The 15382-nt window shown below is 37.8% G+C and carries 15 protein-coding genes; 14 read left to right on the plus strand and 1 reads right to left on the minus strand.

The window, feature by feature from the left end; all coding sequences use genetic code 11:
* Nucleotides 1-3: 3 nt before the first annotated feature.
* Both ACFVR1_RS12875 and ACFVR1_RS12880 read left to right on the plus strand, forming a co-directional pair.
* A complete protein-coding gene (locus ACFVR1_RS12875; RefSeq protein ID WP_387584538.1) occupies nucleotides 4-927 on the plus strand; it encodes a C40 family peptidase in 924 nt (307 codons plus the stop codon).
* An 11-nt stretch (nucleotides 928-938) separates the two neighbouring features.
* Nucleotides 939-1901, plus strand: coding sequence for an ABC transporter ATP-binding protein (locus tag ACFVR1_RS12880; RefSeq protein WP_387584539.1), 963 nt, complete (start codon nucleotides 939-941; stop codon nucleotides 1899-1901).
* Nucleotides 1902-1937: 36 nt separating this feature from the next.
* Here the strand turns inward: ACFVR1_RS12880 and ACFVR1_RS12885 are convergent, their stop codons facing one another.
* On the minus strand, nucleotides 1938-2621 hold the full coding sequence (locus tag ACFVR1_RS12885) for a class I SAM-dependent methyltransferase (RefSeq protein WP_387584540.1): 684 nt from the start codon (nucleotides 2619-2621) through the stop codon (nucleotides 1938-1940).
* 130 nt (nucleotides 2622-2751) lie between these two features.
* On the opposite strand from ACFVR1_RS12885, the gene ACFVR1_RS12890 reads away from it, so the two are divergent.
* The 12 genes from ACFVR1_RS12890 (at nucleotide 2752) to ispF (ending at nucleotide 15246) form a co-directional block, all read left to right on the plus strand.
* Nucleotides 2752-3675, plus strand: a complete 924-nt coding sequence (locus tag ACFVR1_RS12890) for an ABC transporter ATP-binding protein (protein ID WP_387584541.1) — start codon at nucleotides 2752-2754, stop codon at nucleotides 3673-3675.
* Nucleotides 3644-4594 (plus strand): ABC transporter permease, encoded by a 951-nt coding sequence (locus ACFVR1_RS12895; protein ID WP_387584543.1) that lies wholly within the window; start codon nucleotides 3644-3646, stop codon nucleotides 4592-4594. Before ACFVR1_RS12890 ends, ACFVR1_RS12895 begins: the two co-directional genes overlap by 32 nt.
* Before the next feature lie 355 nt (nucleotides 4595-4949).
* A complete protein-coding gene (gene rsgA / locus ACFVR1_RS12900) occupies nucleotides 4950-5957 on the plus strand; it encodes a ribosome small subunit-dependent GTPase A (protein WP_387584652.1) in 1008 nt (335 codons plus the stop codon).
* A gap of 22 nt (nucleotides 5958-5979) precedes the next feature.
* Entirely contained in the window at nucleotides 5980-6429 is a 450-nt protein-coding gene (locus ACFVR1_RS12905; RefSeq protein WP_387584545.1) for a GNAT family N-acetyltransferase, read from the plus strand.
* 169 nt (nucleotides 6430-6598) lie between these two features.
* Complete coding sequence (locus tag ACFVR1_RS12910) at nucleotides 6599-7066, plus strand: CtsR family transcriptional regulator (protein ID WP_151701765.1); 468 nt, start codon at nucleotides 6599-6601, stop codon at nucleotides 7064-7066.
* Between the two features lie 21 nt (nucleotides 7067-7087).
* Complete coding sequence (locus tag ACFVR1_RS12915; protein WP_387584546.1) at nucleotides 7088-7633, plus strand: UvrB/UvrC motif-containing protein; 546 nt, start codon at nucleotides 7088-7090, stop codon at nucleotides 7631-7633.
* The gene (gene mcsB, locus ACFVR1_RS12920) at nucleotides 7623-8717 is read left to right on the plus strand and encodes a protein-arginine kinase McsB (RefSeq protein ID WP_387584548.1); all 1095 of its coding nucleotides are present in this window, start codon (nucleotides 7623-7625) and stop codon (nucleotides 8715-8717) included. The genes ACFVR1_RS12915 and mcsB overlap by 11 nt, the downstream gene beginning before the upstream one ends.
* The gene (locus ACFVR1_RS12925) at nucleotides 8714-11161 is read left to right on the plus strand and encodes an ATP-dependent Clp protease ATP-binding subunit (protein ID WP_387584550.1); all 2448 of its coding nucleotides are present in this window, start codon (nucleotides 8714-8716) and stop codon (nucleotides 11159-11161) included. The genes mcsB and ACFVR1_RS12925 overlap by 4 nt, the downstream gene beginning before the upstream one ends.
* Nucleotides 11162-11424: 263 nt before the next feature.
* Nucleotides 11425-12795 carry a DNA repair protein RadA gene (gene radA / locus ACFVR1_RS12930; RefSeq protein WP_387584551.1) on the plus strand — a complete coding sequence of 457 codons (1371 nt, stop codon included), beginning with the start codon at nucleotides 11425-11427 and terminating at the stop codon, nucleotides 12793-12795.
* 122 nt (nucleotides 12796-12917) lie between these two features.
* A complete protein-coding gene (locus tag ACFVR1_RS12935) occupies nucleotides 12918-14003 on the plus strand; it encodes a PIN/TRAM domain-containing protein (protein WP_387584552.1) in 1086 nt (361 codons plus the stop codon).
* 72 nt (nucleotides 14004-14075) lie between these two features.
* The gene (ispD, locus tag ACFVR1_RS12940) at nucleotides 14076-14765 is read left to right on the plus strand and encodes a 2-C-methyl-D-erythritol 4-phosphate cytidylyltransferase (RefSeq protein WP_387584553.1); all 690 of its coding nucleotides are present in this window, start codon (nucleotides 14076-14078) and stop codon (nucleotides 14763-14765) included.
* A gap of 1 nt (nucleotide 14766) precedes the next feature.
* Nucleotides 14767-15246 (plus strand): 2-C-methyl-D-erythritol 2,4-cyclodiphosphate synthase, encoded by a 480-nt coding sequence (gene ispF, locus ACFVR1_RS12945; RefSeq protein WP_387584554.1) that lies wholly within the window; start codon nucleotides 14767-14769, stop codon nucleotides 15244-15246.
* Nucleotides 15247-15382: the final 136 nt, after the last annotated feature.

The raw sequence follows: 15382 nt of genomic DNA on the forward strand, positions 1-15382 counted from the left end.
TAGATGACGATAGAAGCAAAAGAATGGATATGTTCAGTAAAAGTTGCAACTGTTTGGACGGAGCCAGTTTCTGCTAGAGAAATGGATGCACCAGGTACTGCAAATCCTGTTTTATTAGCTGAATGGCTTGAGGTATTACAGTATAAAGAAAGACTCGCACTATGTAATGAGAATCGTGTTCAGACGCAGATTTTATATGGAGAACCAGTACTTGTAGAGGAAATAAAGGATGGTTGGGCAAAAATCATAGCTATTTGGCAACCATCCAAAAAAGATACTCGAGGATATCCTGGTTGGATTCCTTTAATACAATTACAGAAATCAAAACGAGTGGATTCGATTGGGGTTGCTCGTGTCTCTTCCGTGCGAGCTCAGTTGTGGGATATGAAAAATAGACCGTTGCTCGTTGTACCATTTAATACGACTCTTCCTGTTATTTCAGAAGAATCAACCTGTTATAAAGTCCATACAGCACATGGGGAAGCTTTACTGGACAAAAAGTTTGCTGATTTCGCTAAATCTATGGACCATTTTCCAAAACTTTCGATTGAACATGCAGTGGATTTAGGTGAGATTCACTTAGACTTACCCTATTTATGGGGTGGAATGTCTCCGTATGGCTATGATTGTTCAGGGTTTTCGTACAACATGTTGAAAGCGTGTGGGTATTTGATCCCGCGGGATGCAAGTGACCAAGCACGTAACGGTGAAGATGTCTCGGTAGATGATTCATCCGCTTGGAAAAAAGGAGATTTAATCTTTTTTGCAAATGATGAAGGCACAGGACCAGTGCGTCATGTTGGATTTTACTATGGAAATGGTCAGTTATTGCATTCTCCTTCAACAGGGAAATCAGTAGAAATTTTAGTGTTAGAAGGTTCTAAGCTTGAGAAGGAAATTTGTGCAGTGAGAAGGTATGCCGTTTAGGGGGGATTTACGTGACGGAAAAAGTTCTTTTGTCTGTAGAAAATTTGAAGCGCCATTTTCAAATAGGGCATGGAGAAACGTTAAGGGCTGTTGATGGGATAAGTTTTGATATCGTCAGAGGTGAAACATTTGGTCTTGTTGGAGAGTCAGGTTGTGGAAAGTCCACTGCAGGGCGAACCATTTTAGGGTTGTACAATAAAACAGAAGGCAACGTTCTGTTTGATGGTAAAAGTGTACATGACATGACTGATAAAGAACGGAAAGATTATTTGAAGAAAATGCAAATGATTTTTCAAGACCCATATGCATCTCTAAATCCACGTTCAACAGTGTTAGAGATTATTTCGGAACCAATGGAAATACATAAACTGTACAATTCGAAAGAAGAGTTAAAAAGTAGAGTATATAAGTTATTAGAGGATGTTGGGCTTAATAGGGATCATGCCAATCGTTATCCCCATGAATTTTCAGGTGGACAAAGACAACGCATCGGGATTGCTCGTGCATTAGCTTTAGATCCCGAATTTATCATTGCAGATGAACCGATTTCGGCTCTAGACGTCTCCGTTCAAGCGCAGGTAGTAATGCTGTTACAACGATTGCAAAAGGAAAAAGGGTTAACCTATTTGTTTATAGCCCATGACTTATCCATGGTAAAATACATTTCTGATCGAATTGGCGTCATGTATCTTGGACATATGGTAGAACTAACAACGAGTAGTCAGTTATATGACAATCCTTTGCACCCATACACACAGGCATTATTATCAGCGATTCCCATTCCGGATCCAGATATTGAGGAATCACGGCAGCGAATTCTATTACAAGGAGAGTTGCCTAGTCCGATTAATCCTCCTTCTGGATGTGTATTTAGAACTCGCTGTCCACATGCTATGGCTATTTGCTCTGAAAAAAAGCCCGTCTGGAAGGAACAAGAAGAAGGTCACTTTGTAGCTTGTCATTTATATAACTAATATATAGAAGCATCTGCCTATGTAGATGCTTTTATTTTATTGTTCCTTAAAACAAATCCATCCACCAAAAAGTGTTGTAGAGAAAAACATCGCGACTTGGTTAAAACCGGCTTCTGCTAGCAATTGTTCAATTATTTCTTTGGGTAAATAAGAAAGGGTAAGGATGTCCTGTTCCATTTCCTTTACTTCATTTACAGAGAGTTTTGTCGTATCTAGCCAGTAACTTTTCCATAGTTTCAAACGCTCCTTGAATTCAGGGCTAGTAGGGTCCCCGTACTTACTGATTAATACGAAAGGAGCTCCATTTTTTAATCTAGAGTGAATCTCTTGAAGTGTTTTTAATTTTTCTTCATAGGAATGAATGAAATGTAAAACTAAAATACAAGTTGCCGCGTCAAAATTAGTTAAACCTTCCACGTCCTCCACTGTACCTTGTATCAATTCTACGCGATCACTTACTCCAGCTTCTTTGCATTTATCTTTTGCAACTGCCAGCATCGTCTCAGACGGATCCACTCCTGTAAACGTCCATCTTGGATTATTTACGCTAAAGCTAGTCACTTCATTGCCACCACCTGCTCCCACAACTAATATGTTTGCATTTTCCACGGTGTTAGCTCGTAAGAATGTTTGAATTAATCGAAGCATCGTATCATAAGTAGGTAAGGCTCTTCTAATTCCGCTATCATATTGTTTTGAAAGTTTTGCATCAAATTCCATTTTCATTCCTCCTAAATGCACTTTACCATAGCCTAAAAATTACAAATATGATTGTATAAAAATATTTTACTTAAAAAAATGAACTTTTGCTCTTTTAAAACGTATTACCTAGTAAGGAAGGTGTGAGGAAATGGAAACAAAACCAATTGTTAAACTACAAAATGTAACGAAGGTAATTGGAAAAAAGAAGATTATTGATAATCTCAGCCTAGATTTATTGCCAGGTCAAATTACAGGATTTTTAGGGCCGAATGGAGCAGGGAAAACAACAACGATACGAATGATGACAGGCCTGATGAAGCCAACATCAGGTGAAGTATTTATTGATGGGCAAGCAATTTCTACTAACTTTGAGCAATCTATGAGTAAAGTTGGAGTAATTGTAGAAAATCCAGAAATGTATAAGTTTATGAGTGGTTATAAAAACTTGCTTCACTTTGCGAGAATGAACAAGAACGTGACAAAGGCTAGAATAGATGAAGTCATCGCCCAAGTAGGATTACAAAATCGGATTAATGAAAAAGTATCGACATATTCACTGGGAATGCGTCAACGTCTTGGACTTGCGCAAGCGCTTTTACACCGACCAAAGTTTTTAATATTAGATGAGCCAACAAATGGGTTAGATCCAGCGGGCATCCGTGAATTCCGATTGTACTTGCGTAAAATAGCTATTGAAGAAGGAGTTTCAATCTTTGTGTCCAGCCACTTACTAGCTGAAATAGAATTAATGTGTGATAGAATCGCTGTTATACAAAATGGGAAGTTAATTTCTATAAAAGAGGTTAAGGAGGATCAAGAGTCACATTATTACGTAGAGGCATCTCCTAAAGAAATGGCGAATGCTTTTTTTGCATCTAAAGATATGAAGGTAGAAATTCAAGGTATCGGCTTTGTGGTTCCGTTAGAAAAAGAGGCTGTACCAGTCATGATTGCTGAAATGGTTGCGAATAATTTACAAATTTATTTATTCAGTCCACATAAAAAAACGCTAGAAGATCAATTCTTAGAAATAACAGGAGGTGGGCAAATTGCTGAATCTCATAAGAAATGAATGGTTGAAGCTATGGAGTAAAAAAGCTACATGGGTAATGGTAATACTAGTTGCTATTTTAATGATTGGAATTGCAGGTCTTACAAAATGGATAGGTAATCAAACAGACTCAGTGGAAGATTGGAAAAGTGCTTCACAAGGGAAGATACCGTTTTTAGAAGAGCAAATAGCTAACACGAACTTGTCCGCTGACGAATTGCAAAGTTTTAAAGATACTTTAGCTGTAGAAAAGTATCGATTAGAGCATAACGTTGCACCAATTAGTTCGGAAAGCGTAACCGGATTTATTAGTTCTCTTCCCGATATGCTTTCAATTATTACGTTATTCACAGTAATTGTAGCAGCAGGAATTGTAGCTTCGGAGTTTTCTCAAGGGACGATTAAAATGCTTTTAACAAGACCGGTGAAAAGGTGGAAATTACTAACCTCTAAACTTTTAACTGTAGGAATTTTTGCAATAGTAATGTCCATCATTTTATTTGTGTTTGGAGTAATTGGAGCTTATATTTTCTTTGATTCTGTCCCTGGTATGAATTTAGATGTAGTAAATGGTCAAGTGATAGAAGTTTCCTTTTGGGGTAGGGTTCTATTATTAACTGGACTTTCTCTTGTAAATGTATTTGTTATTGGAACGCTTGCATTTATGATCGGTTCGGTGTTTCGTTCGAGTTCTCTTGCTATTGGTATATCCATCTTCCTTATGTTCATGGGTGTGAATATTACGTTCATGTTGGCTAGGTTTGATTTTGCTAAATATATCTTATTTGCAAATACCAATCTAACTCAATATATAGGCGATAACCATCCGATAATAGCTGGGTTAACAATGCCTTTTTCAATCGTGGTAATTTTAGTGTACGTCATTGTATTTTTAGTTATTAGTTACTGGTCTTTTATAAAGAGAGATGTAACTGCATAAATTTTTGTTGACATAATGTTAATACTTATAGTATTCTGAAAACAACTTAAGGAAAGGAGTGAGGCATTATGGCTAATGTAAATAAAAATCCACGAATCAGTAAGTTCATGATGTCCCACTCTATATGTCTCTAAAAAAGTAAGGTTTCTTACTTTTCTATTTGATATGCTTCTTTACTAATGACCGGGAAACCATGACTGCTGATTTGTGCAGTCATGGTTTTTTTATTGTTTAGCTTCGATGCCTTACCTCTTTGGGTAGACATAGGCATTGCCGCTATTCTACCCAAAATTAGGAGGAAGTTAAATTGAATTTAATCGAAAAATATGGTTGGAATAATAAATGGGAAGAAAAAATGCTCGGTAAAGGAATTGCGGGTCGCATTTTACTTGAGCATAAACACTTATATCGAGTTATAACAAATGAAGGAGAATGGCTATGTTCTCTGTCAGGGAAATTCAAGTTTGATCATGGTCGAGAAGAATTTCCCGCGGTAGGAGATTGGGTGGTACTGGAGCAAATGCCTGGAGAAGAAAAAGGAATTATTCAAGAAGTCCTTCCACGCAGTTCTCAGTTTTCAAGAAAAGTAGCTGGTCAGACAACAGAAATACAGTTAATCGCTGTCAATGTTGATTATGTATTTCTTGTGATGTCTCTTAATCACGATTTTAATGTACGTCGTTTAGAACGGTATTTATTAGCTGCATGGGATTCAGGTGCAACACCGATTGTAGTGCTTACAAAAAAAGATACTTGTGATGATTTGGCCTATTATATTAATGAGGTGGAGTCTGTCGCTTTTGGTGTAGATATTTTTACGGTGAGTAGCGTAACGGGAGAAGGAATTGATGAACTTTCGGTACTGTTATCAGCTGGTAAAACAGGAGCGCTATTAGGTTCTTCAGGTGTGGGTAAATCATCCTTAATAAATGCATTATCTGGAGAAGAAGTAATGGCAGTTAACGATATTCGGGAAGATGACAGTAAAGGTCGTCATACAACGACACACCGTGAATTATCATTGCTTCCGAGTGGTGGCCAATTAATTGATACACCTGGAATGAGAGAATTCCAACTATGGGAAAGTAGTGAAGGCGTAAGTGCAAGTTTTAAAGATATTGAAGAACTAGCGGATGAATGCCGCTTCCGTGATTGCAAACATCAAAAAGAGCCAGGATGCGCTATACGAGAAGCAATTTCAACAGGTTCACTCAAAGAAGAACGATATAAAAACTATTTAAAGCTATTAAAAGAGCTTGCGCATATTGAAAGAAAAAATGATATTGTCGCTCGAAAAGTAGAACGAGACAAATGGAAGCAAGTGGCCAAAATACAAAGAAGTAATTATAAGAAGAAAAAATAATTGCTTTTAAAGGAGTAATTAGATGATAAAGAAACTCCTTCACCAAGATGAAAAAGTTGCTGCGGAGATTTTAGAAATTCAGGTACCTGCATATAAAATAGAAGCAGAGTTAATCGGATTTAATGGAATTCCTCAGCTTCAAGATTCTATTCATGACATAATAATCTCAAAGGAAATTTTTATCGGATATTATGAAGAGTCGCAATTGACCGGTTTTATATCATTTATGAACACTGATGAACTTATAGATATTTGCAGACTTGTTGTACATCCGAACTTTTTTCGTAAAGGAATTGCATCCATATTATTAAAGCATGTATTAGAAATCAAAAAGGCAAGTCAGCACATTGAAGTTTCAACTGGAGCGAAAAATACTCCTGCTATTCAATTGTACGAACGTTTCGGATTCAAAAGAAGAAATGATATTGAAATAGAACCAGACTTCTTTATTACACAGTTAATATACAAATAAAAGATTTGTGGAATACAAATGACCTCATTGAAGCAAGCTAACTACTAACCATTCGGTTAGTAGTTTTTTGTTTTTTTCGTTACAAATCATATCAATTGCACATCTAAAATTTTCTCGCTATAATATAGTCAAAGTTAGTCAAAGTCAGTTTGCGAGAAGAGGTGAGAAGATGAAAAATATATCTGACATAATTGAAGGTTATTTAAAGTCTATTATAGAAGAAGAGAGTAAGGGGCAAATTGAAATAAAAAGAAGTGAAATTGCAGAAAAGTTTCAATGTGTTCCTTCTCAGATCAACTATGTGATAAATACCCGTTTTACCCAAGATCGCGGTTATTTAGTGGAAAGTAAGCGCGGTGGTGGTGGATATATTCGAATTCTCCGCGTTCGTGCGCATACAAAGGCTGATTTGATTGAGCATATAATACAGAGCCTAGAAAACGGAGCATCGGAATCAATGACGGAAGACATAGTGTTCAGATTAATTGACGAAGAGGTAATCTCTAAACGAGAAGCGAAGCTCATTCTAGCTGGGCTTAATAGAACAACTCTTGCAATTCCACTACCTGTAAGAGATGAATTACGCTCACGAATATTATGTGCCATGTTGCTAACATTAAAGTATGAAATAAAGTGAAGTTAAACGGGGTGTTGAAAAGTGATTTGTGAAAATTGTAAGCAAAGACCAGCTAAAGTAACGGTTACGCAAGTGCATAACGGTGAACACTTTGAAAGACATTATTGTGAGAATTGTGCTAATAGTCTCCACCCGTTTTACGTAGAGTATAAACAAGATCCGTTATCTCTGCACCAGCTACTATCAAACTGGTTTAATCATGCAGAACAACAACCAATACATCAAAAACAAGATAGACCAAAATTAGTTTGCGATGAATGTGGTTGGTCTATCCAACGATTTTTAGATGAAGGAAAATTTGGATGTGCCTCCTGCTACAATAGCTTTCGTAACCAGTTACCGAATGTACTAAAACGATTGCATAACGGAAACATTACACATATAGGTAAAGCACCAGGAGCACTAGGCGAAAAATTAGAACTGAAAAAAAGGATTGAAGCTATTCGTTTGCAAATGAAGGACGCTATTGAAACTGAACGATTCGAGGAAGCTGCCAAGTTAAGAGACGAGGCAAGAGAACTTGAGAGTAGGATTGCTTCTGGAGGTGACGAAAAGCATGTCGATTGAACGTTTTTTAGATAATTCTCCTTCTAGCTGGATGGCTGGTAGTGGAGATCATTCGGATATTGTAATGACTACAAGAATTCGTTTGGCTAGAAACTTAAATGGCTACAGATTTCCTCTAGCATTTACTGAGGATGAAGCGCATAAAATTGACCATTCAGTTTCGGCCACACTTTTAGACGCAGATGAAGAATTACAAATGAACTTCTCCTCTATTCAAATAAAAGATTTATCCGAATTAAGTCGGCAAGTATTAGTTGAAAAGCATCTAATTAGCCCTAAGCTTGCCAATTCACCGATGACCGGGTCGGTTTTACTGTCCGACGATGAGTCAGTTAGCGTGATGGTTAATGAGGAAGACCATATTCGAATCCAATGCTTGTTTCCTGGGCTTCAGATTCAAGAAGCCTACGCGCAAGCGGATACAATCGATCGAGTATTAGATAAAGAATTACCATATGCGTTTGATGAGCAATTTGGTTATTTAACAAGTTGTCCAACTAACACCGGAACTGGATTAAGAGCATCTGTCATGATGCACTTACCAGCTCTAACAATGACAAAGCAAATGAACAGAATCGTTACAATCATCTCCAGATTAGGGATGGTTGTGAGAGGAATTTACGGTGAGGGTAGCGAAGCCCTCGGGAACGTTTACCAAGTATCTAATCAAACTACATTAGGTAAAACGGAAGAGGATATTCTTTCGGATCTTCAAAGTATTACGGAACAAATCATTCAAAAAGAAAAAGAATCAAGAAGTGCACTATTAAATCATTCTGCCAATACACTAGAAGATCGGTTATATCGATCATTGGGAACTTTGTCATTTGCACGTATCATCACGACAGAGGAAGCTGCTAGATGTCTGTCTGACGTACGTCTAGGAATAGATATAGGGCTTATAGAAGATGTAGATGTGACTATTTTGAATGAATGTATGGTTTTTATGCAACCAGGATTTTTACAACAATATGCAGAAACCACTTTGAATGCTTCGGAACGGGATACGTTTCGAGCAAAGTTATTAAGGGAACGGTTAAAAATGGGAGAAAAACCGAAAACAAAAGGAGAGGAACTTGCATGATGTTTAATCGATTTACACAAAGATCTCAAAAAGTATTACAACTAGCACAAGAAGAAGCTATTCGCCTAAAGCATGAATCAATTGGAACAGAACATATATTACTTGGACTTATAAGAGAAGGTAGCGGAATTGCTGCAAAAGCATTGGAAGCGATAGAAGTAGATCCTAAAGTTATTGAAGCTGGAATCGAGGAGTTAGTAGGTACGGGAGCTGAAGAAGTCGGTCCAATTGTACACTACACACCTCGTGCGAAAAAAGTTATCGAACTTTCAGTAGATGAGTCTCGCAAGCTTGGGCACTCCTATATTGGAACGGAACATTTACTTCTTGCATTAATCCGTGAAGGAGAAGGAGTGGCAGCAAGGGTTTTAAACAATGCCGGAGTTAGCTTAAATAAAGCTCGTCAACAAGTGCTTCAATTGTTAGGAAGTACTGATCAATCTCATGGAAACGGCAATAATAGTGCTGCACCTGCTAGTACTCCAACACTAGATGGATTAGCACGCGATTTAACGCAAATTGCGAGAGAAGGTACATTAGATCCTGTTATTGGGCGTAGTAAAGAAATTACGCGTGTTATAGAAATTTTGGCTCGTCGTACAAAAAATAACCCTGTATTAATAGGTGAACCAGGTGTAGGTAAAACTGCAATTGCTGAAGGGCTTGCACAACAAATTGTACAAAATGAAGTACCGGAAATTTTACGCGATAAACGAGTAATGACATTGGATATGGGGACTGTCGTAGCAGGTACGAAATACCGTGGTGAATTTGAGGATCGTTTGAAAAAAGTGATGGATGAAATTCGCCAAGCTGGAAATGTTATATTATTCATCGATGAACTTCATACATTAATAGGAGCTGGTGGAGCAGAAGGTGCAATTGATGCTTCAAATATTTTAAAACCTGCGTTAGCACGTGGCGAAATTCAATGTATTGGTGCAACAACATTAGATGAATATCGTAAATATATAGAAAAAGATGCAGCACTTGAACGTCGTTTTCAACCAATTCAAGTAGATGAACCATCAGTGGATGAAGCTATTCAAATTATTTACGGCTTACGAGATCGTTATGAAGCGCATCATCGTGTGAAAATTACGAACGAGGCAGTAGAAGCTGCAGTTAAAATGTCAGATCGGTACATTTCGGATCGCTTTTTACCTGACAAAGCAATTGATTTAATCGATGAAGCTGGTTCAAAAGTTCGTCTGCGCTCTTATACAACTCCTCCTAATTTAAAAGAATTAGAAGCTAAATTAGAATCAGTTCGTTCGGAGAAAAATGCTGCAGTACAAAGTCAAGAATTTGAAAAAGCCGCATCTTTCCGTGATAAAGAACAGAAGCTAAAAGATGAACTAGAACAAATGAAAGACTCATGGAAAGAAAAACAAGGAAAAGAAGAGTCTGAGGTGACAGTGGAAGATATCGCAGCGGTTGTCTCTATGTGGACGGGAGTCCCGGTATCGAGACTTGCCCAAACAGAATCTGAAAAGTTATTAAAATTGGAAGAAAAACTACATGAGAGAGTAATTGGGCAAGCAGAAGCTGTCGATGCAATTTCACGTGCAATTCGTCGAGCTCGTGCTGGTCTAAAGGATCCAAAACGACCGATTGGATCATTTATTTTCCTTGGACCTACTGGTGTAGGTAAAACAGAACTTGCTCGGGCATTAGCAGAAGTAATGTTCGGCGACGAGGATGCAATGATTCGTGTAGATATGTCTGAGTACATGGAAAAGCATTCAACTTCTCGTCTTGTTGGTTCTCCTCCAGGCTACGTTGGATTTGACGATGGTGGCCAATTAACTGAAAAAGTACGTCGTAAACCTTACTCAGTCATTTTGTTAGACGAAATAGAAAAAGCACATCCTGATGTGTTTAATATTCTTCTTCAAGTGTTAGAAGATGGACGTTTAACTGATTCTAAAGGGCGTACAGTAGATTTTCGTAATACAGTTGTTATAATGACATCCAACGTTGGTGCGGATGCACTTAAATACAATAAGTACGTAGGGTTTAACATTCAAGACGGTGGAAAAACAGATTATAAAGATATGAAAGGTAAAATGCTAGAAGAATTGAAAAAAGCATTCCGCCCTGAATTCTTAAATCGTTTGGATGAAATGATTGTGTTCCACTCGTTAGAAAAAGAGCATTTAAAACAAATTGTAACGCTAATGACTCAACAACTAGCAAAACGTTTAAAAGAACAAGGTATTGAGTTAGAGTTGACAGAAGCGGCTCAAGATAAAATCACGACAGAAGGTTACGATCCAACGTATGGTGCACGTCCGTTACGTCGAGCATTACAAAAACACGTAGAAGATCGCTTATCGGAAGAGTTGCTTAAAGGTGAAGTGCTAACTGGTCAACATGTAGTATTTGACGTGGAGAATGATGAATTCGTTGTTCGGATTAAATCAGTAGTAACAGAGGATTAATAGTCTGGGGCATTCCAAACTTCGTGTAAGGAATGCCTTTTTTCAATTTAGCTACAGCGCGCCTATCCTTAGGGTCATTAGCCAATGTTTACATGACGAAATGAAATCTTCTACGAATTTCGACTCTTGTTTGTAAAGGGTCGTAGAAAGTAAATAATGCTTTAAGTCTAGAAGTATTTGCAGACGTTTGGAAACGATGTCAGGAAAAAATATGGACTCTTTTTGATACAGCGCTGGTGGCTTTTTCTACATAGGAGGATAAAATGGCGAAACGAAAAACGAAGTTTATGTGTAATTCATGTGGTTATGAGTCCGCAAAATGGATGGGAAGATGTCCTGGTTGTGGAGAATGGAATACGATGGTAGAAGAGATGGAGGTTGTTTCGAAAGGACCGAAACGATCATTCCAACATTCTACGGGAGTAGCCCAAAAAGCAACACCAATTGTTGCAGTGGAAACAGTTGATGAACCACGCGTAGAAACGGAACTCATGGAGTTGAATCGAGTACTTGGCGGTGGTATTGTGCCTGGATCCCTAATATTAATCGGTGGAGATCCGGGTATCGGAAAGTCAACTTTACTGTTACAAGTTTCTGCACTACTAGCAAATAAAGGAGAGCGAGTTTTATATATTTCTGGTGAGGAGTCAATTAGACAGACGAAGCTTCGTGCGGAGCGTTTAGGTGTAACTTCTGGTGAACTATATATCTATTCCGAAACCAATTTAGAATTAATCAATGAAACAATTGATAGTGTAGAGCCTAGATTTGTCATCGTCGATTCCATTCAAACGGTACATCATCCAGAAGTGACAAGCGCTCCTGGAAGTGTATCTCAAGTTCGAGAATGTACAGCTGAACTAATGCGTATTGCGAAAACAAAAAATATAGCAATCTTTTTAGTAGGGCATGTAACGAAAGAAGGGCAGATTGCTGGTCCTCGTTTACTCGAACATATGGTAGATACAGTTTTATATTTTGAAGGTGAACGCCATCATACGTACCGAATTTTAAGGTCGCAGAAAAATAGATTTGGTTCAACAAATGAAATTGCTATTTTTGAGATGGTACAACAAGGCTTAAAAGAAGTATTGAATCCTTCTGAACTATTTTTACAAGAGCGTTCACATGGAGCGGCTGGTTCAGCCATTGTGGCTTCGATGGAAGGGACGAGACCTATTTTAGTTGAAATTCAAGCACTTGTTACACAATCAAGTTTTAATTATCCAAAACGAATGGCAACAGGACTCGATCAAAATAGAGTTTCCTTACTCATGGCCGTACTAGAAAAACGTATGGGATTACTCTTACAAACGCAAGATGCTTATATAAAAGTTGCAGGTGGAGTTAAATTAGACGAACCTGCTATCGATTTAGCCGTCCTAGTAAGTATCGTATCTAGTTTCCGTGACACAGGGGTCACACCTACTGATTGTTTTGTAGGTGAAGTTGGACTAACTGGTGAAGTGAGAAGAGTATCAAGAATTGAACAACGAGTGCTAGAAGCAGCTAAATTAGGATTTAAACGAGCGGTTGTACCTGCCTCTAATTTAGGGGGGTGGGACTATCCTAAAGGTATTCAAGTGATTGGGGTAGAAACAGTAAATGATGCGATGAAAGAAGCTTTTAAGTAATGTTGTTTTATTTGTGCGTTTAATATAACTAACAGGAGTAGCGAGTTACTCCTGTTAGACAAAATAGACGTATAAAGAGATTAGGCGGTATAATAAATGGTAAATAAATGGAGGTGGAGTGTTTGTTAAAATGGATTATTCAAATTGCATTCATTTTAATAGGAGGTACATTAGGGTTAATTTTTTTACCGCACTTATATGAATTTTTTAATTTATCCGATAACCCATGGATTCAAAATCCTTATGTGTCTGTTATTATTGGTGCGATCATTCTGTATATTGCGGCGTTTTTTTTAACAGACTATCTAATTAACTTTATTCGATGGATGGAAGAACGGCTCTTAAAGGCACCTATAGGTGATTTGCTTTTTGGTACAATAGGGCTTGTCATAGGATTAATTGTTGCATTTTTACTTGGAACAGCTATAAATAATATAGTGATTCCTGGTATCGGATCAGTAGTTCCAGTTTTATTATCTATTGTGCTTGGTTATTTAGGTTTTCAAGTAGGCTTTAAAAAACGGGATGAGTTACTACAAGTTTTTACTACCTCCAAACAGCCGGGGCAAAAGAAAAAAAGTGTAGAAGAAGAGGAGGGCCTAAGTTTAGGTACCTATAAACTTCTTGATACAAGTGTCATTATAGATGGGCGAATTGCTGATATTTCACAAACTGGTTTTATGGAAGGGGTATTAGTAGTTCCTCAGTTTGTTCTAACAGAATTACAACATATTGCAGATTCTTCTGATACATTGAAAAGAACAAGAGGACGTCGTGGTCTAGATGTGTTAAAAACATTACAGACGGAACGTACTTCAGCTGTATTGATAGTGGAAGAAGACTTTGAAGACATACAAGAAGTCGACTTAAAGCTTATGCGTTTAGCGAAAAAAATGAATGGAATTGTAGTGACGAATGATTTCAACTTAAATAAAGTTTGTGATCTTCATCAAGTGCGGGTTCTTAACATTAATGATCTTGCAAACGCTGTAAAGCCAGTCGTTATTCCCGGGGAAATAATGCATGTAGTCGTTATTAAAGATGGTAAAGAGCACAACCAAGGTGTCGCTTACTTAGATGATGGAACGATGATTGTTGTTGAAGGTGGAAAATCATATATTGGGCAAGCAATTAATGTAGAAGTTACAAGTGTTCTTCAAACTTCTGCAGGTCGAATGATTTTCGCTAAACCACAAGACTCAAAGTAATGGATGGGGTTGTTTCCTAGGGTTTTGTAGGAACAACCTTTTTCTTTTGCTTACAGGAGGAGAAGGTATAAGATGTATACGGTACTATTACCTGCCGCAGGTAGTGGAAAACGCATGGGAGCAGGTCAAAATAAGCTTTTTTTAGAGTTGAGACAAATTCCAATAATAATACATACTTTGAGAGTCTTTGAGCAAGATTCGAAGTGTAAACACATTGTATTAGCTGTAAAAAAAGAAGAGAAAACATTTATTGAGCAATTGTTATTAAAACATCATATTACGAAAGTTGTTGCAATTACTGAAGGTGGAGCAGAAAGGCAGCATAGTGTATATGCTTGTTTAAAATGTTCTCCTGACAAAGGGATTGTACTTGTGCATGATGCAGCAAGACCTTTTATAAAACAGGAAGTCATACACCAACTTGTTCAAACTGCTATGGAATCGGGAGCTGCGGTAGCCGCAGTTCGTGCAAAAGATACGATGAAAAAAGTAGAGAACGGTATAATTCAAGAAACGGTAGATCGTGAAAGTTTGTGGATTATTCAAACACCACAAGCTTTTCAATTTGAACTATTAGAAAAAGCAGAGCGTATTGCGGAAGAAGAAGCATTTTTGGGTACGGATGAAGCGATGCTTGTCGAACGTTTAGGAGAGCAAGTTCACATAGTGGAAAGTACGTATGATAATGTAAAGATGACGACAAAGGAAGATCTTCTCTTTGGAGAAGTAATATTAAATAAACTTAAGCAGGGGGAACAATAATATGATGCGAATTGGTCAAGGATTTGATGTGCATGAATTTGCGGATAATCGTCCGTTAATTATAGGAGGAGTTACGATTCCTTATGAGAGAGGGCTAATTGGACATTCGGATGCGGACGTATTGCTCCATACTATTACAGACGCAGCACTAGGCGCAATTGGAGAAGGAGATATTGGGAGACATTTCCCAGATACAGATCCAGATTTTAAAGATGCGGATTCGGCGAAATTACTAGAACATATATGGAAACTAGTGGATGCACGTGGTTACAAATTAGGGAATATCGATTGTACGGTTATTGCGCAAAAGCCAAAAATGGCTCCACATATTGAAGTGATTCGTGCGCGAGTAGCAGAATTACTTCAAGCGGATGTATCGCAAGTGAACGTAAAAGCAACAACTACTGAAAAGTTAGGATTTACAGGTCGAGAAGAAGGAATTGCTTCCATGGCAACAATATTACTTGTGAAGAAAGACTAACTTTAAAAAACATGTTAGCAATGGTAGAATAAATAAAGTTTAAGCCTCCGGTGAAAGGGATTCATCGAGCAGGCTCGATACAAGATCTGGACGCAAGTATGCCAAGGCGAATTTGATTACGTTCGAAAACTAGGAG

It is taken from the genome of Psychrobacillus sp. NPDC058041 (assembly GCF_042885655.1).
Classification (GTDB): Bacteria; Bacillota; Bacilli; order Bacillales_A; family Planococcaceae; genus Psychrobacillus.